The organism is Bradyrhizobium sp. UFLA01-814 (assembly GCF_046718885.1).
GTDB lineage: Bacteria > Pseudomonadota > Alphaproteobacteria > Rhizobiales > Xanthobacteraceae > Bradyrhizobium > Bradyrhizobium elkanii.
Genome location: NZ_JAQOSR010000093.1, coordinates 17,374 through 35,194, shown reverse-complemented (window position 1 = coordinate 35,194; position 17,821 = coordinate 17,374). Strand labels below are relative to the sequence as shown.

General features: G+C 61.1%; 19 protein-coding genes. All 19 read right to left on the bottom strand.

What is annotated here, in order from left to right; genetic code table 11:
- On the bottom strand, positions 1–236 hold a 236-nt coding region (locus tag PMN64_RS25815), incomplete at its 3' end, for a YbgC/FadM family acyl-CoA thioesterase (protein ID WP_411782660.1).
- A 694-nt stretch (positions 237–930) separates the two neighbouring features.
- On the bottom strand, positions 931–1,941 hold the full coding sequence (locus PMN64_RS25810) for an NAD(P)H-dependent flavin oxidoreductase (RefSeq protein ID WP_411782659.1): 1,011 nt from the start codon (positions 1,939–1,941) through the stop codon (positions 931–933).
- 88 nt (positions 1,942–2,029) lie between these two features.
- Positions 2,030–2,389, bottom strand: coding sequence for a hypothetical protein (locus PMN64_RS25805; RefSeq protein ID WP_411782658.1), 360 nt, complete (start codon positions 2,387–2,389; stop codon positions 2,030–2,032).
- Positions 2,390–2,755: 366 nt separating this feature from the next.
- Positions 2,756–2,989, bottom strand: a complete 234-nt coding sequence (locus tag PMN64_RS25800) for a DUF6894 family protein (RefSeq protein WP_411782657.1) — start codon at positions 2,987–2,989, stop codon at positions 2,756–2,758.
- Complete coding sequence (locus PMN64_RS25795) at positions 2,986–3,210, bottom strand: hypothetical protein (protein ID WP_411782656.1); 225 nt, start codon at positions 3,208–3,210, stop codon at positions 2,986–2,988. Before PMN64_RS25795 ends, PMN64_RS25800 begins: the two co-directional genes overlap by 4 nt.
- A 252-nt stretch (positions 3,211–3,462) precedes the next feature.
- The gene (locus tag PMN64_RS25790; RefSeq protein WP_411782655.1) at positions 3,463–3,891 is read right to left on the bottom strand and encodes a cupin domain-containing protein; all 429 of its coding nucleotides are present in this window, start codon (positions 3,889–3,891) and stop codon (positions 3,463–3,465) included.
- Between the two features lie 48 nt (positions 3,892–3,939).
- Positions 3,940–4,326, bottom strand: coding sequence for a hypothetical protein (locus PMN64_RS25785; RefSeq protein ID WP_411782654.1), 387 nt, complete (start codon positions 4,324–4,326; stop codon positions 3,940–3,942).
- A gap of 359 nt (positions 4,327–4,685) precedes the next feature.
- The gene (gene cyoD / locus PMN64_RS25780) at positions 4,686–5,081 is read right to left on the bottom strand and encodes a cytochrome o ubiquinol oxidase subunit IV (protein ID WP_411782653.1); all 396 of its coding nucleotides are present in this window, start codon (positions 5,079–5,081) and stop codon (positions 4,686–4,688) included.
- Positions 5,078–5,710 (bottom strand): cytochrome (ubi)quinol oxidase subunit III, encoded by a 633-nt coding sequence (locus PMN64_RS25775; protein WP_411782652.1) that lies wholly within the window; start codon positions 5,708–5,710, stop codon positions 5,078–5,080. Before PMN64_RS25775 ends, cyoD begins: the two co-directional genes overlap by 4 nt.
- Positions 5,707–7,689 carry a cytochrome o ubiquinol oxidase subunit I gene (cyoB, locus tag PMN64_RS25770; protein WP_411782663.1) on the bottom strand — a complete coding sequence of 661 codons (1,983 nt, stop codon included), beginning with the start codon at positions 7,687–7,689 and terminating at the stop codon, positions 5,707–5,709. Before cyoB ends, PMN64_RS25775 begins: the two co-directional genes overlap by 4 nt.
- Before the next feature lie 2 nt (positions 7,690–7,691).
- The gene (gene cyoA / locus PMN64_RS25765; RefSeq protein WP_411782662.1) at positions 7,692–8,546 is read right to left on the bottom strand and encodes a ubiquinol oxidase subunit II; all 855 of its coding nucleotides are present in this window, start codon (positions 8,544–8,546) and stop codon (positions 7,692–7,694) included.
- A gap of 23 nt (positions 8,547–8,569) precedes the next feature.
- Entirely contained in the window at positions 8,570–9,601 is a 1,032-nt protein-coding gene (locus PMN64_RS25760) for a heme o synthase (protein ID WP_411782651.1), read from the bottom strand.
- Positions 9,602–9,678: 77 nt separating this feature from the next.
- Positions 9,679–10,653, bottom strand: coding sequence for a 3-hydroxyacyl-CoA dehydrogenase NAD-binding domain-containing protein (locus PMN64_RS25755; RefSeq protein ID WP_411782650.1), 975 nt, complete (start codon positions 10,651–10,653; stop codon positions 9,679–9,681).
- A gap of 20 nt (positions 10,654–10,673) precedes the next feature.
- On the bottom strand, positions 10,674–11,600 hold the full coding sequence (locus PMN64_RS25750; RefSeq protein WP_411782649.1) for a 3-hydroxyacyl-CoA dehydrogenase: 927 nt from the start codon (positions 11,598–11,600) through the stop codon (positions 10,674–10,676).
- Positions 11,601–11,635: 35 nt separating this feature from the next.
- On the bottom strand, positions 11,636–12,421 hold the full coding sequence (locus PMN64_RS25745) for an enoyl-CoA hydratase (protein WP_411782648.1): 786 nt from the start codon (positions 12,419–12,421) through the stop codon (positions 11,636–11,638).
- A gap of 31 nt (positions 12,422–12,452) precedes the next feature.
- On the bottom strand, positions 12,453–13,679 hold the full coding sequence (locus tag PMN64_RS25740; RefSeq protein WP_411782647.1) for a CaiB/BaiF CoA transferase family protein: 1,227 nt from the start codon (positions 13,677–13,679) through the stop codon (positions 12,453–12,455).
- Between the two features lie 26 nt (positions 13,680–13,705).
- A complete protein-coding gene (locus PMN64_RS25735) occupies positions 13,706–14,545 on the bottom strand; it encodes an enoyl-CoA hydratase-related protein (protein WP_411782646.1) in 840 nt (279 codons plus the stop codon).
- A 60-nt stretch (positions 14,546–14,605) separates the two neighbouring features.
- A complete protein-coding gene (locus PMN64_RS25730; RefSeq protein WP_411782645.1) occupies positions 14,606–15,820 on the bottom strand; it encodes an acyl-CoA dehydrogenase family protein in 1,215 nt (404 codons plus the stop codon).
- Between the two features lie 657 nt (positions 15,821–16,477).
- A complete protein-coding gene (locus PMN64_RS25725; RefSeq protein WP_411782661.1) occupies positions 16,478–17,338 on the bottom strand; it encodes a hypothetical protein in 861 nt (286 codons plus the stop codon).
- Between the last annotated feature and the right edge of the window lie 483 nt (positions 17,339–17,821).

Sequence of the window (17,821 nt, the reverse complement as noted above, 5' to 3'; positions counted from 1 at the left end):
GTGACGACGTCGAGCAGGTCGTCCAAGACCGCCGGTCTTAGAAATTCGATCGTCATCGAACGGACAACGAAGGCAAAGCCGGGCGCGTCGGTCTGCGCGTCGTTGAGCAGCACTTGCTGATTGGTTCCGAGCAGGCGCAAGTAATTCGTTCTGCCGCGTTCCATGAAGCGCAAAAAATTCGCGTGATAAACAATCTGGCCGGCATCGGTATCTTCGAAATAGACGCGGACCTGCATATGATGGCGGCCGTCGAGAATTTCGCCATCAAAAGAGGTTATCACAGACGGTTCCCGTTAATGCGCTCCTGAGACCAATTGTCTTGCACAGAGGCGCCTTCCTCAGCAAGCGCCAATCGTCTTAGGCTTGGCGGCGCTATGGGCTTTCGTACGCGACTCAACTACGCCTTGAATGTTACTGGGCAAGTCAAAATCACGGACTGCCTTTGGCCAGGACTTGCTCCCATCGCAAATTTGAGTGGTTGCGGGAGTGCGAAGCCATCAGAACTTGCGAACGCAAAAAGCCGTCCGGTTAGGGCGGCTGATCTGCGCGATTCGGTATCGCAATTTAAGTTGGTTGCGGGAGGCGCAACACCCGATCTTTCGGAAATAGCGTTCAAAATACGAAAGGCGAACCTTCCCGGTCGCCTTCGCCGATATCGCAAGAATCGGTGGTTGCGCAATGCCCGATTCTTGCGATTGGTCGAGGGAACCATTCCCCGATTTGCAGCGTAGATCGACCATTGCCCTCCGAAGGCAAAGGTCACACGTTCGAATCGTGTCGGGTGCGCCAGTTTCCCCCGGTTTCACAGAGTGATGCGTTCGCTATGGATGGATCTGTTCTGCGCCCGGAATTGTGTGAGTAAGCAATCTGGCTGCGGTTTTCGTAAAGCGATCGTCGCTATTGAAATGCGAGTCGCCCATGGCGCCCTCCTCAGGCAACCCCGCGGGTTGGTTTGGTATCAAGAGTACCGTCAAGGAGGCCCGTCAGCCGTCCTCGGACGATCTGCTCGGCCTCACGCATGATGCGATCGATCAACTCCTTGACTGTCGGGATGTCGTGGATCAGGCCGATCACCATACCGCAGCTCCATGCGCCGGCATCCATCTGACCGTCGATCATGACCCTTGGGTAGACGCCGGCGACCTGTGGGTGGATGTCCTCGATCTTCAGCGCGGCGCCCTTGTCACGCTCGATCTCGAGAAGCTTATCGACACCCTTGTTCCTCAGCACGCGTTCGGTGTTGCGAAGCGCGCGCATCACCAGCACCGTGTCGAGTTCGGTCGCCTTGATGAGCGCCAGCTTCACGTTGTCGTGGACCGGCGCTTCCTTGGTGGCGATGAAACGCGTACCCATGTTCATGCCGGCCGCGCCCATCGACAGCGCAGCGACCAGGCTGCGTGCATCCGCCATCCCGCCGGAGGCGACGAACGGGATCTTCAGTTCATCCGCCGCCCGCGGCAGCAGGATCATGTTCGGAATATCGTCCTCGCCGGGATGACCGCCGCATTCAAAGCCGTCGACGCTCACCGCGTCGCAGCCGATTTTCTCGGCTTTCAGCGAGTGACGCACCGAGGTGCATTTATGAATCACTTTGATGCCGGCCGCCTTCAGCGCTGGCATGTATTGCTCGGGGCTGCGGCCCGCAGTCTCCACGGCCTTGACGCCACCCTCCCTGATCGCGGTGATGTATTCCGGATAGGGCGGCGCGGTGAAGCTCGGCAGGAAGGTGAGGTTCACACCGAACGGCTTGTCGGTCATGTCGCGGCAGCGCGCGATTTCCTTCGCCAGAAGTTCCGGCGTCTTCTGGGTCAGCCCTGTGATGATGCCAAGGCCGCCGGCATTCGACACTGCGGCCACGAGTTCGGCAAAGCCGACATAATGCATGCCACCCTGGATGATCGGATGCTGGATGCCGAACAATTCAGTGATTGCTGTCTTCACGTGAAAAACCCCCTTTTCCGATCAGTGACGCAAAGGCGATATGGCGCGGTGCCGCCGGCCTTCGATCAGGAGACGGCCGGCAAATTCGTCAGTTCCGCTGGGCGGTCCAGTACCCTGAGCAACGCGCGGCTCCCGAATAGCCGCTCCATGTCCCGCGGCCGGAATTGCTCGAGAGCCGGCCCGACCCGGACGCATATTTGTCCGGAACGGCCACCGAGGCGCTGACGGCGCCCGAGCGCGCCACATGGCCCCTGAACTTCACGAGGTTGGGATGCGTGACGACGCCGTCAGTGATGTTGACGGCGAAATTGTAGGTCGCCTCGCACGCGCCTCGCTGCGTCACGAAGAGCAGGTCCCAAGACCCGTCATACGCCGAGCGGGCTTGTGCGGCCGATACGAGGGCGACCAAAAAACTCGCGGCTATCGCAGATGTGGAGAGATATTTCATTGCGTGCTCCATTGCTTTCATCACTCGCTTCGTTGCTGCCTTAACGGGGTTTGCCGATCTCGGCTGTTTCAGGCTCTGAAAAGAGGCGGCCGGTCCTCGGGAGGGGAAGGACCGGCCGCGGGAAGCCCGGCGAGGGACACGGGGGGAGGCACGCGCCGGGGACCCAAACTGCCTTTCAGCCAATCGTGACAGAAGCCGATGCGCCATGTTTGGCGAACCATTTCGGGCCCGGCCCGCGCATGTAATGACGCTCGGGCCGATACGGATCATGAGCCATTGCGATGAGCTTGCTCACTCGTCTTGCGATTTCGTTCACCCGTCGGCGGAGCGGCACTCTTGGCCATCGTATTGCGCGCATGCTGACCCTCAATGCGGCTTGCCGAGTATGAAGACGAAGGGCACGACGAAGAGCTCATCACCCTCGTCGTCGCTGACGTGCAGGACCCAATCACGCCAATCCTCGAGGCTGCGCTCGTTGGTGAAGGCCTGGACGAGCCGGGTCGCACGATCATGCGCCTCGGCGAGATCGTTCACTACGGCGCCGTGGTGATCGAGGAATACCTTCTTCGTGGTGGAGCAGTGGAAATAGACCTGGGTCATGTCCGACTTCCTTCGAATGATGCCTCCGCATCGGCGGCCGCGCGAGCCGCTGCCCTGGCCGCATCGACATGCGAAGCTTGCTCCGCCCGCCGTTCATACATGTCGGCAAGGGCCTTCAGTTGATCCGCGACCGCTCGATTTGTCGCGATGTTGGCGGAGTGGAGCAAAGTCTCCGCCGTTTTGAGATATTCCTTGCCTCGTCGTGAGATCTGCAACGTCATGATACCCTCCGTCGGCCCGGCAATGAGCGAGATCGATTAGGTTGGCTCGTGTTATGCAGAATTTTCCCGGGCGTGGCTTTGCTCCGGTTGCCGCGATTTTGTCATGGGTTGCTGTCGACGGCGGTCGGTATATACGGCCGATGCGTCCGCGACGTTCGAAGCCAGATCTCGGATTGGTCGGGCGGACAGGCTGATCGGCGCGCCTCCTCCGTGGAATAGCGCCAGACCCGCCGATTGAACGGCTGAAGTGCCCTATTCGGTTCCGTCGGGTTTCACTTTTGAGTCAGCCGAAAGGAGAACGCTCGATCTATTCCAGGCTCGGGCCAGATCGAATTGAATCCATTCAGGACTCACGTGAATGTCCAGCGAATCAAGTCGTCCAGGCCCCAGGTTCTGATACCCGTGCGGAATGTTTGCGGGACCGAACACGACGTCACCAGCCTCAGCATCGATGGTCCTGTCGCCGACAGTGAATCGAGCTCGGCCTTCGATGATCATGAAGATCTCGTCATACGGGTGAACGTGCAAGGTCGGCCCCTCACCCACCACATCCGAAACGTAACGGAGAAGCGTAATGCCGGTTTGCAAGCTCTTTCCTTCAAGCAGACCGCGCAATTGCCCCGGATTTTGCCATTCACTCGCGGACACTTTTGCTGGTTCTGTTTTCGATCGAATTGGCATGACTTGCATTCCCTTAGACAATGAGAGTTGGTTCCTGATTAAAGCTGACTAAAGCCAGAAGCGGACTGGGCGGAGCTTGGGCGCCCTTCGCAACAAAGTGGCGCGCCAAGTTTGAGCGGACAACTTGTTATTGGGCAACGACTTTTTCATATCGCCTCCGATGCACGTTCTGATTTGCTGAGATCCGCCCGCATCGGCGTGACGCTCCAGCAATTCGACGACATCGACTAGCGCAACCCTGACCTCCGGATTTTCCGAGCGCACCGCGGCAGCGGACACAATGTCGATTGAAGAGAGAAGTTCGTTACGAATCTGGTGTCTCAGCTCGCGCGCAAGCGATGCGACGACCAGGGCAATCAACCTGGTCAGGGCCGCCCTTGGTCCGATGGCGGTTCCCAGGAATGCTGCTGCTACGTAAAAATAGGCCAGGTACATTAGTGCTCGTCTCTCCTGCTCGCTTTTCCTAACTTCGATGGTGTCGCGAGCCGGTCCCACGGACCGCACGGCTCGTTTCCGTGCAACCGGATAGCGAAGCGCCTGATGGAAGGCTTTGCTTGGCATGCTGCGGTTTTGTCGTTGCTTGCTTAACGCCCAAGCCCCCGACGCTCGACATCCACGGTCAGAGCTGCCGGTCGCGCATCTCGTCGAATTCCTCGCGGCAAGCCTCACTGAATTCGCGCAGCACGCGGACCTGGCTTCGGTGGTTCAGCCAATTGGCGACCCCACCTGTCAGGCCGCCGATGTTGCGCCTGTGAGGGCGGCGAGCGCAGAGATGATGGAAGTGCCCATATGGTTTAGCGCTGCATTTGCAGATTCATCATCTCGCCATGCGCCATCAAGTTCTCGTTCAGGTTGGCCATGATCACGAGGGAGCCCGCGAGAACGAGGAACACGATGAGCACGCCAAACGCGAGCGCCAGCACATTGTGGGTGCTGTCCGGTCCCGTGGTGATGTGAAGAAAGAACACCAGATGCACGCCCATCTGAGCGATGGCAAGGACAGCGAGTCCGGCCGGCACGCCGGGAGCCCAGATCGCCGAGGTGTTGGCGACCCAAAAGGATGTGGCCGTCAGGATCGCTGCCAGCAGCAAGCCGATCGTGTACACGAGAATGCCGGAAGACACGCTTCGCTCTGAGGCCGGATGCGCCGGCCTGTCTCCCGGTGCAACATCCCAACGCGTATCGGTCATGGAAGGACTCCCATCAGGTAGACGATCGTGAATATCAGGACCCAAATGATGTCGAGTGCATGCCAGAACAGGGAGAAGCAGTGCAAGCGGCGCACCACAACCTGCTGGAAGCCCCGCCGCGACAGCTGAATCATCATGAGAACCAGCCAGGCCAGCCCGACCGCCACGTGCAGCCCATGGCAGGCGACCAGCGTGAAGAAGGCGGAGAGAAAAGCGCTGCGTTGGGGGGACGCCCCCACCGCAATCATGTCCTGAAATTCGCGGAGCTCGAGATTGAGAAATCCCGCACCCAGGAGGAACGTCACCACGGCACCAAAGAAGGTGCCGAACTGGTGCCGAGAATTGATAGCCAGGGACATCAGTCCACAGCTGTAGCTGGAGAGCAGGAGAAAAGCTGTTTCCATCGCGGCGTTGCGCAGATCAAACAGTTGCGCACCGGTCGGACCGCCTGCAGTCGCCTTTGCGAGCACGGCATAGCTCGCAAACAGCGCCGAGAACATCACGATGTCGCTCAGCAGGAAGATCCAAAACCCGAAACCCGCGATAATTCGCTTGGGCGCGGGACCCGCAGCACTGACATCAAGCAGCTCGGCTTTGCTGAGGGCATTTACCTCGACCAGGACGTTCATAGCGATACCTCCACCGGATGTGTCCGATCGAACCGGTCAAGCTGTTCTGCCGGGATCTCGACTTCGTCCTCTGCGCGGAACATGAAGGCAAGCCACGTCACGGCCGTGCCGATAAGTCCGACGCCTGCCATCCACCAGATGTGCCAGATCAGGGCGAAGCCGGTGATCACTGCGAAGAACGCGGTCACGAAGCCGGCCGGACTGTTCCTCGGCACTTCGATTGGCTCGTACTTGCGCGGCCGCCCGGACAAGTCCCGATTCGCGAGCACGCGCTGCTTCTTGTCCCAGAAGGCATCGATGTCATCCACGCGAGGCAGGACCGCAAAATTCCAGGCCGGCGGCGGCGATGCCGTGGCCCATTCCAGGGTGCGGCCGTTCCACGGATCGCCCGTCGTGTCGCGGAGCTGTTCACGGTGGCGAATGGACACAACGAGCTGAACGACCTGACAGACGATTCCGGCCATCACGATGACTGCGCCCGCCTCGGCGACCAACAGCCAGGGCTGCCAAGCGAGGACATCATAGTGCTGCAGCCGGCGGGTCATCCCCATCAGCCCAGTCACATAGAGCGGCATGAACGCAAGATGGAAGCCGATAAACCAGCACCAGAACGCGGCGACGCCCCAGCGCTCATTGAGCTTGAAGCCGAATGCCTTGGGAAACCAGTAATTGTAGCCGGCGATGGCCCCGAACAGGACGCCCGGGACGATGACGTGGTGGAAATGGGCAACCAGGAAGACACTGTTGTGCACCTGCCAATCGACCGCCGGCAACGCCAGCAGGACTCCGGTCAGGCCGCCGAAGACGAACGTCACCATAAAGCCGATCGTCCAGAGCACCGGCACGGTGAACCGGACGCGACCGCCATACATCGTGAACAGCCAATTGAAGACTTTAACGCCCGTTGGCACGCCGATGATCATGCTTGTGATGCCGAAGAAGGCGTTCACGCCCGCGCTTGCGCCCATGGTGAAGAAATGATGCAGCCACACGGTGTAGGAAAGCACGCAGATCGCCAGGGTCGCACCGACCATCGACCGGTAACCGAACAGCGTCTTCTCGGAAAATGTCGCGCTCACCTCCGAATAGATGCCGAATGCCGGCAGGACCAGGATGTAGACTTCGGGGTGACCCCACACCCAGAAAAGGTTCACGTACATCATCGCGTTGCCGCCGGCGTCCAGCGTAAAGAAGTGAAAGCCGAGGTAGCGGTCGAGCAGCAACATCGCGAACAGCGCGGTGAGCACCGGGAATGCCGCCACGATCAGCAGATTCGAGGCGAGCGCGGTCCAGCAGAAAACCGGCATGCGCATATAGCTCATGCCCGGGGCCCGCATCTTCAGGATCGTGGTGACGAAATTGACACCGCTCAGCAAAGTCCCGATGCCTGAGATTTGCAGGGACCAAAGATAGTAGTCGACGCCGACGCCCGGGGAGAATTGCAGCTCGCTAAGCGGCGGATAGGCGACCCATCCGGTCTTGGCGAACTCGCCGACGAAGAGCGAGACGTTGATCAGCAAGATTCCCGTCGCAGTCAGCCAAAGGCTCGCGGAATTCATCGTGGGAAACGCCACGTCGCGGACGCCGAGCTGCAACGGCACTGCAAAATTCATCAGTCCGATCACGAACGGCATGGCCACGAAGAAGATCATGATGGTGCCGTGCGCCGAGAAAATCTGGTCAAAATGCTCGGGCGGCAGATATCCCTGGGCGCCGCCGGCTGCGACCGCCTGCTGCGTGCGCATCATGATTCCGTCGGCGAAACCGCGCACGAGCATGAGCAGCGCAAGCACGAGATACATAACTCCGATGCGCTTGTGATCGACCGATGTGATCCATTCCCGCCAGAGATACGGCCAGTACCCCTTGACAGTGACCCATGCCAGAGCCGCCAGGATGACGGAGCCAGCGCTCGCCACCGTGCCCATGATGATCGGTTCATGAAAAGGAATCGCAGTCCAGTCGAGCTTGCCCAACAGGTTCATCGTTCTGCCCTCAGGGATTTGGGATATGCGACACAGACACCCGCGGCCGGCTGCATTTCGGCACTCAGGATGTTGGCAAACAGGCCGTTGACGACAGACCGATAGGTAAAGGGTGTAACCGCCCTGCTCGGCCGAACCAGATCGGCGTAAGCTTGTGCGTCGAGCACGGGGCCGGCGGTGCGTGTTGCAGCCGACCATTGCACAAAGCTGTCGGGCGCCACCGCATCGACCTTGAAGTACATATCGGAGAAGCCCGCGCCGCTGTAATTCGCCGACATCCCGCGATATCTGCCGGGGTAGTCAGCCAACAGGTTCAGCCGCGTCACCATTCCGGCCATGGTGTAGATCTGGCCGGCGAGCTGCGGCACGAAGAAGCTGTTCATGACGCCCGAGGACGTCAGTTCGAAGCTAACCGGCGTGCCGACCGGAATCGTCAGATGATTGACGCTCGCGATACCTTGCTCCGGATAAATGAACAGCCACTTCCAGTCGAGCGACACGACCTGGATCTTGAGCGGCTTCGTGGAAGAGGCAATCGGCTTGGGCGGGTCGAGATCGTATGCACCGATCCAGGCCACGGTGCCGACAAGGAACACGGTCATCAGCGGGATCGACCAGACCAGTATCTCGATGCGGCCGGAATCGATGAAATCCGGCCGATAGCGCGCCCGTTCATTCGATGCACGGAACCAGAAAGCAACGCCAAGCGTCGCAAGGGCCACCGGGATCACGATCGCCAGCATGATGCCGGTCGCATTGAACAGAATTTGCCGCTCGGCAAGTGCAATGGGCCCCTTGGGATCGAGCACGCCGTCGCAGCCACCGAGTGTCGCGGCAGCCAGCAGGACCATAGTAAGCGAACCGTATCGCATATTTAGACCTCCCGAACCTTGAAGCTGCCCGCACTGCGAGCAGTGTTCGACTGTCGCGTGGATGACGGCAGCGCGCTTGCCCGGTCGTCATGCGACGAATGCTTCGGCGTGCACCCACTGCCGTTGTGATCGACCAGAAGGCTTGCAAACAGCAGGAACAGATAGGCGATGGAGAAGACGAACAGCCTGTGAGCCGCGTGACGATCGGCTGCAGCGCTCCTGTTCAACTGAAGTGCGAGCAAGAGGAAAAGTGCGCCGCAAGTGGCGACGATCCCGCCATAGATCGCGCCTACAAACCCAAGGCCCAAAGGTAGCTCGGAAGCGAGGACAAGGAGGCCGCTGTAGGTCAGGATCTGCCGTGTGGCTGCGGTCCGTCCTGCAACGACGGGCAGCATGGGGACGCCGGCGCGGGCATAGTCATCGGTGCGATTGAGCGCGAGTGCCCAGAAATGCGGCGGCGTCCAGAGGAAGATGATGAGGAAAAGTGTCAGCGGCTCGAGCCCGATCTGCCCGGTGGCCGCGGCCCATCCGATCACCGGGGGAAGTGCGCCGGCGGCACCGCCGATGACGATGTTCTGTCGCGTTGCCCGCTTCAGCCACGCTGTGTACACGACGACATAGAAGAGGATCGTGCCGGCTAACAGCGCCGCCGCCACCAGATTAGTCACCAAAGCGAGAGTCGTGACCGCAATAACGCCAAGGATAAGTCCAAAAGCCAGCGCCTCAGCCCTCGAGACTTTGCCGCGCGGAATTGGCCGCATCGCGGTGCGCGCCATGATCGCGTCGATATCGGCGTCGTACCACATGTTCAGTGCGCCGGCGGCCCCGGCGCCGACTGCAATGGCCGCAATTGCGATCAAGCCAGGAAGTGGTTCCAAGCGTATCGGAGCGATCATCAATCCAACGAACGCGGTGAATAGCGAGAGCGCCATAACGCGCGGCTTGGCCAAACTGATGAACTGACGCGGTCGCTCCAGCCAGCCGAACTGGGAGATCAGCCGAGTGCGCGACACCGAACTCGCGATGCTGTTCATGGTGGATTCCTCAAGCGGAAAACTGTTCTGGGTGAGACCACGATCGGCCAATTGCTGTATCTCAGCTCTCGGCCCCGCTACTCGGCTGCGACTTTTTGCGAGGTGGCGGTCTCCAACCGCTTGTTGCGCAGCTCCAGGAGGCCGATCAGAAGCTCGTCTCGCTCCGCCTCTAGCTCGTCGATGGTTCGCGATCCGACTTCGGCTTGGACGCGGTCGATGAGCTTGTGCTGGAACTCCGGAGTCATCTCCGGCGAACCAAGCGTCTTCCACCAGGCCGCCATCGGGCCACCTAGTCCCCTCAGCGCTTGCTCGATGCCGCCGGTTCCGCCGGCGAGATGATTGAGCATCATGTTGCCCATGATGCCCCAGCGCAAACCCGGCCCCCAGGACAAGGCGTCGTCGACGTCGGCAGCGCTCACCACATCCTCGGCAACGAGGTAGTAGACCTCGCGGGCCAGTGCGGCCTGCAGGCGGTTGGCGACATGGCCCGGCATTTCCTTGTTGAGGCGTACGGCCTTCTTCCCGATCGACTTGTAGAACGCGATCGCGCGCTGGACGATTGCTTCCGAGGTCTTGACCCCGCCGACGACCTCAACCAAGGGGATCAGGTGCGGCGGATTGAAGGGATGACCGATGACGCAACGCTCCGGATGCGATGTGACGCCGGATTGAATGTCGCTCATCTTGATCCCGGACGAGCTCGACGCGATGATCACGTCCGGCGGCAGCAGCTCGTCAAGCTGCTTGTACAGCTTCTGTTTGAAGTCCAGCCGCTCGGGCCCATTTTCCTGGACGAGGTCAACCCCAACAACAGCTTCGGCAAGGTCGGCGGTGAACTTCAGATTCGTCAGCGATGCACCCGGCGACAGGCCCAATCGTTCGAGCGCCGGCCAGGCCGACTTCACGAACTTCTGCAGTGTGGCCTCCGCGTCGGGCGCAATGTCCGTCGCGATGACTTCGAGTCCCTTGGCGAGGTACTGCGCGGCCCAGCTCGCGCCGATCACGCCGGTGCCGATGACGGCGATGCGGCGAATGGGTTTGCTATTGCTCATGTGGGTGCTCCAATGTGTTTCTAGAGGATGACGTACGCGACGCCGGTGAGATTTCCCTGGGCGGCGAGAAGCATTCGCTTGTCCGTCCCGTCGAGTTTCGCCGCATAGAGTGAACCGGCGAAATCGGTCACGAACATCCGGTTGCCAGGAACATCCAGAGCGATGCCGATACCTTCCATCAGGTCGGAGACCACGATCTGCGGTTCGCTTTGCCCGGGCTTCGCGTCGACGGGTGCGCGGTTCACCGTGTTGCCGCGTGGGGGATTGCCGCGGTCGGTCCAGTACAGGACGCGATGCTCAAGATCGAGTTCGAGATCGATCGGCTCGGGAAGACCGTTGAAGACGACTTCGATGTCGCTACGGTTAGCCGCCGTCTCGCCCTTCGGAATCTCGATCCCGGCGCGCAGGATGCGCCCCACTTCGGCGTTGTCCCCGCCCTTTTGCGTCCAGTAGATCTGTCGCCGTTCGGGATCGACGGTGATTCCAACGCACCATCTGGTCTGGTCGTGACGATCGTTTTCGCCCGCGCCGGTCTGGACGAGGGTTTCGATCTGCGAACCGTCGAGACTCGAGCGCATGACTCGCATCCCTTCGCGATCGCACCAGTAGAGCTTGGCGTTCGTCTTATCGAGATGGAGCTGCTTCGGCGTGAACGTGCCGCCGGGCGCAACGATGAACTTGCGATTGCTTCCATCAAGGTCGGCGCGTTCGATGGAGCCGTCGTTCCGGTTGGGAACGGCGCCCATATTGGTCCAGTAGACGTGACCCGCTCCCACGTCGACGACGATCCCGTCGGGATGAGGACAGTCGGCGGCGATGACCTGAGGATGCGAGCCATCCGGATCCATCGACAGGACGCGGCCGCCGCTCAGGTCGAGAAGGAACAGCCGGCTAGAGCGGGTCGCGCCCGATACGGCTTTCATCTGCGTGGCATGGAGTACGGTCATGGTCTCTCCTTTTGTGTCGCTTCGCTGACGCCGGACTATTCGGCCGCGCGTGGCTTCGGCAGGTTGGTGAAATTGGGCGGCCGCTTCTCGCGGAAAGCCGTCAAGGCTTCGGAAGCTTCCGCGGAGTGCAAGCGCTCGCTGAACTCCCGGCTTTCGAGTTTCGCGGCCACTCTGAGCTGGTCGACCCAGGCCTGCTTGATCAGCCGCTTGGAGGCACGCAACGCGCCGGCCGGTTTTGCCGCTAGCTTCTGCGCCGTCGCAGTAGCGGTCGCGAGCAGATCGCGATCGGGCAGCACACGGGTCACGAGGCCCAACTCCGCCGCCCGCTCGGCCGTGAACGGCTCGCCGAACAGGAACATTTCCGCCGCCCGGAGATGCCCGACGCGCGCAGGCATCGAGAAGCTCGAAGCGAATTCCGGCACCAGGGCGAGATCGATAAACGGCAGTTTGAACTTCGCGCTCTCGCCTGCGTAGACGAAATCGCAGTGCGCCAGCATGGTGGTGCCGCCGCCGACCGCGGCGCCTTGCACGGCCGCGACGATCGGCTTTTCGAACCCGATGAACGCGTTGATCAGGACGGACTGCGGGGATTCGCCGGGCCCGGGCGGATTCTTGAGGAAATCCCCGATGTCGTTGCCGGCGCAGAACGCGTCGCCGGCGCCGTGCCAGAGCACGACACGGACCGCCTCGTCCTTGTCAGCTTCCTTGAAGATGCCGGCGAGGCTCGTGTACATGCCGGCCGTCATTGCGTTCTTCTGGGCCGGGCGATTCAGCTCGACCCGCAGGATGCCGCCGGAAATTTCCGTATTGATGTCACTCATTGCGTGCTGCTTTGTTCGATGGTTTCTGCGACTAGGCCGTGCGTTCCTTTGCGTTCGGAACGGCACCGCTTTCGCGCAGGTTAGCGACGCTCTTGGCGTCGAAACCGAGCTCGCCGAGAATCTCCTCGGTGTGCTCACCGAGGCCGGGCCCACGCCGTGCCGGAGCCTTGGTGACGCCATGCACCTTGATCGGGCTCGAGATTGTCGAGGTCAGCTTGCCGCCGGCGCCGTTGAGCGGCACGATGATCTCGTTTTCCTGGAGCTGCGGATCGTTGATCACCTCCTGCGGTCCACGGACTTCTCCAAACGTGACGTTCAAACCGGCGAAGACCGAATGCCAATGCGCCATGGGGTGAGTGCCGAAAAGCTCGTCGAAGATGGCCGTGAGCGGCGTCATGTTCGCCACGATCTGCGCCGGACTGGAGAAGCGCGGATCGGTCAGCAGGTCCGCCCGGCCGATCGCCTTCACGACGGTCACGAACTTGTCGGGCGTGACGATAAGAACGAACCATGTCCCGTCGGAGGAACGATAGACGTTCATCGCTGCGTTGGCGGGATGCGTGCGATCGTGCATCGGAGGAAACTTGGCGCCGGAGAGGGCCGCCTGAATGGACACACTCGCCGACCACACACCCTGGGCAAGCAGCGAGGTCGTGACATATGAGCCTTTGCCGGTGCGTTCGCGCCGGTAGAGGGCAGTGACGATCGCGGAATAGAGACCGACCGCCGTGGCGTTGTCGCCGCTGCCGCCCACGGGCCAGGTCGGCGGCGCGCCGGCATCGCGAGTCATCGACAACAGCCCGCTGCGCGCCCAGTAAGCCGTGACATCGAAGCCAGGCAGGTCGGCATCTGGCCCATTCTCGCCGAAGCCGGTGAGATCGGCGTAGATCAGGCGCGGGTTCCACCCCGCTACATCCTCATATTCGAGCTTGAGCTGCTTGCGCGCATGGTGCGGCGTATTGACGATGAACACGTCGGCCCAGTTGACGAGTTCGAAAAGAACCTGCTGCGCGCTTTGTGACTTCAAATTGAGCGAGATGCTGCGCTTGTTGCGGTTGGCGAGATGCCATTGATAGGGATCTTCGGACATCGGCTGGATCGGGGTCCGGTTGCCGCCTCGCCACATGTCGCCTTGCGGCGGCTCGACCTTGATGACATCGGCGCCGAAGTCGGAGAGGATCACGGCCGCGCCCGGTGCGGCGACAAAGCTCGAGAAGTCCACGACCTTCAGGCCCGAGAAGATGTTGTCGTTTGCCATTTGCGTTTCTCCTGAAATGATTGTGATCAACGACCCGCAAAATGCGGTGGGCGCTTCTCGAGGAAGGCCGAGGTCCCCTCCTTCTCGTCCTCCGTTCCGGCGCACAGCCCGAAGTAGGAGGCTTCGAGGGCCAGACCTTCGTTCTGGCTTGTCTCCATTCCGTTGTTCACGGCGTCGAGCGCGTACTTGACGGCGATCGGAGCGTTGGCGGCGATCTCGTTCAGAATTGACTCTGCACGCGTGATCAGGTCGGCGGCCGGGACGACTTCGTTGACGAGCCCGATGCGGTAAGCTTCCTGCGCGCTGATCAGTCCGCCCGACAGAATGAGCTGGAGAGCACGGCCTTTGCCGACGAGGCGCGGCAGCCGCTGCGTGCCGCCACCGCCGGGAAGCAATCCGAGCTTCACCTCCGGCTGGCCGAACTTCGCGTGCTCCACCGCGATGCGGATCGTGCACGCCATCGCCGTCTCGCAACCGCCACCGAGCGCAAAGCCGTTGATCGCTGCGATCACCGGCTTGCCGAGATGTTCGATCAAGTCGAGGATCTGCTGTCCGGAGCGGCTCGACCGCTCCGCGTCGATCGCTGTCGCTTGCGCGAGCTCGCCGATGTCGGCGCCGGCGATGAAGGCCTTGTCGCCCACGCCCGTCAGGATGACGCCTCGCACGTCCGAGTCGTTCTGCGCATTCTTGAAGGCGGCCTCCAAGGCTGCCCATGTCGCCGCATTCAGCGCGTTAAGGACGTTGGGCCGATTGACCGTCAAATAAGCGATCGCGCCCTGCTTCCTGTAGAGAACGTTCGCAAGCGTCAGCGCTTGCGAAACGGTGGGGATGACCGCCGGAGATGGCGTCACTGCTGCTGTCGACATATCGATTGCTCCTGCCTGAGGGGTGGGCCGGCAGGCGAGCGCCGGCCCGTTTTGGCGACATCACACGAAGGCGCTGAGCCCGGTGATCGCCTTGCCGACGATCAGGTTCTGCATTTGGTAGGTGCCTTCGTAGGAGTAGATCGCCTCGGCATCGGCAAAGAAGCGCGCCACGTTGTAGTCGACCAGGATCCCGTTTCCACCCATCAGCTCGCGGGCCCAGGCGACCGTTTCCCGCGCTTTGACCGTACAGAACGCCTTGACAAGCGCGGCATGCGCATCCGTCAGCTTGCCTTCGGCCTCCAGCTGCGCCGAGCGGACCAGCATGCTTTGACAGGCCACGATGTTGGCGAGCATCTTTGCCAGAAGATCCTGAACGAGCTGGAACGACCCGATCGGCTTGCCAAACTGCAAGCGCTCCTGGGCATACTTGAGGGCATTTTCGTAGGCGCCCATCTGGGCGCCGGTGATTTCCCACCCGGAGCCATACCGGGTGCTGCGCAGCGCCTGCGCAGCGTCGCGAAACGTTCCTTGGCCTCCCTGGAGACGATTTGCATCGGGCACGCGACAGTCGGTCATCGTGATCTGGCCGTTCTGCACGACCTTCAGCGCGATCTTGTTCTGCATCTTCTCGACGCTGAACCCGGGCATGGTCTTGTTCTCGACGATGAAGCCCTTGACCTGGTTGTCGGCGACGTCGCGGGCCCAGACGATCGAGATGTCGCACCACGGTGCGTTGCCGATCCAGCGCTTCTGGCCGTTAAGGATCCAGGTGTCGCCTTCGCGTTTCGCTGTGGTCGTGAGACCACGAGCAGCCCCCGAGCCCACGAGCGGCTCAGTCAGCGCGAAGCAGCCGACCTTTTCCATGCGCGCCATCTGCGGCAGCCACGTCTGCTTCTGCTCCTCGGTGCCCGCGATGTAGATGGAATTCATCGCGAGACTGGTGTGGACGCCATAGAAGGTACAGAACGACACATCGATTCGCGCGATCTCCAGGCCGACCAGGCCGAACAGCAAGGGGCTTCCGCCCGGGCAGCCGTAACCATGCATGCCCAGACCGGCGATGTTCAGCTCCTTGAAGGACGGAAGCAGCTCGAGCGGGAACGCGTCCTCGACCCAGTACTTGTTGATGATGGGCTGGACCTTCGTCTCCATGTAGGCGCGGACCTTCTTTACCATCGCCCGCTCCTCGTCGGAGAGCGTTTCGGCGAATTGAAAGAAGTCGCTATTCGGCGGCGGAAGCTGCTTCGAAGGCTTCAGTGCGGTCGCAGTGGCCATGTCGATCTCCGTTCGTTGCGGGGCCTGCGGCTGCAGGCATCTCGTTCTCTCGCATCGAACCTAGTGAAGTGACCGGCCGAAGGCTTTGCATCGCGTGCTGTGGTTTTGTCATTTGTTGCGGGCGATCGGGGGCTTCAGATGCAAATGCGCGGATACTTGCCGCGCTGCACACTCAAGACTGTCTGAGGTGATGGCCGCGTTTGGAAAATGCCGAATGTGTGACGCGATCAAGTCGGCACAACCGGGCGCATTCGACGTACTCAGATCAGGTTCAAGCCAGAACGAGACGAATTCGCCTCAATGACCGCCTTGTTGCGATCCGAATACCTGACGAAACTTGGCCGGGCGCTTAGTCGCTTGCTTGCCTGAATGCGCGTGTGACACTGGCTACAGAAAGGCTGAGCACCAGCGCAATAGGAAGGGCTTTCGCGAGGTGAAGGCGCCTGGCGTTAACGTAGCGATGAGGGGTTGCCTGACGACTTGCTTGAAGGCACGGACAAAGCGGTATCGGCTCAGGCAAGCAAAGAGTTTAGCGGTCAGCGCAGGTCGAACCGCGAGCCAGCAAGATACAAATCGGCCTCCCGAACAACGCGACCAGCGATGCGCGTATGGCGCGGAACAAGGAAGCTTTTAGCAGTTGCTCAAATGGGCTACCTGTTACTCTTGCCCAGGCTGGGTCATCGCCGTCCTCAGGCCGCCGGTGCGGCTCATAGCTTCAGCCGACTTGACTGGTCTTCCCGGCTCCGGAGAGGTCGCAACAGCGCTGCTTACGAAGCGACCCTGCACCGGTTTGGGCGTCAGCTCGACCATCGCGGCATTGGGGCCTGCCGCCTGAGCATCCATATCGGTGGTGACGAGATTGGTCAGTCGCAACTCGTCCCGAGACAGTTCATGCAGATCTTCCCACGGTGGCACGTTCAGCGACAGCGACAATAGATCGCCGGCGCCACCCATATCGAAGGTGTATTTGGCGAGACGCCCGATATCGCGTTCCACGATCATCAGATCATCTGCGCTGTAGGTTGCGCCCTTGGCATCATTGGCGCGATCGCCGAGCCAGATCTGATGCACCCGAACATGAGCAGTCTCGGGCACGTAACGCGTCTTGCCCGACAACAGAAGGAAGACGCACATCGATTCGCAATAGGCTACAGGCGTCATATTGGCGGAAGCACTCTGGGCGGTATTGGTCTGGACGCTGACGCCGACGGTGGTCAGCGCCCCAAGCTCGCGGAAACGCCTTCCAAGCGCAATCGAGGCGTTGACCGAACCGCCGCTGGAATCCAGCACGATGGTCGCGCCGCCGAGCTGTCGCCCACGGGCGAATTCATCAAAATTCCTCGGACTATCGGCGGTCACGATGCCCGCCGCACTGACCCAGCCCCGGCAATTCGGCTCGCAATCGACCCAGGTGAACTTCATCGGCAGTTTGCGTTCTTCGAGGGCGACGCCGGCATGCACCGAACCACTCAGTACAGCCATCAATGCGATGCAAAGCGCGGCGCCGACGAGCAGCATCCATCCTCGGGTTTCCGCCCAACGAGCGCGATTAGACGCTCGATCGGAGATGCGCTCCGAGGATTCGACTCGCGAGATTGTCGCCAGGTTGATCAAGAGCGAAACGGCAAGCAGGTACACCGGTATCACGAACATGATTGCGTAACCTCGAGCGGCTATCGGATGGGGTCGGCCGTCAGCTGATGGTGCTCGGCCGACGGCACGGCTTCAGAACCGGCGCTTTGCCTGGATTGATGCTTGGTCCGCCATTTTGGGCCCGGGCCGCGCATGTAATGCAGTTCGGGCCGGTAGCTGTCGCGTACGTCCATGACCAGGTTGTGAACGACACGGGCGACGTCGGATGCTGACTTAGCTGTCCTGCGAGCAAAACCCGACAATCCGCTTGCATGTATGATTCTCATCCCTGGACTCCTCTGTCGTCTTGCCGTTCGATATCGGCGCCAGGCGAGCCGTGACGGTCGCCGCAACGCAGCAGTGACAGTT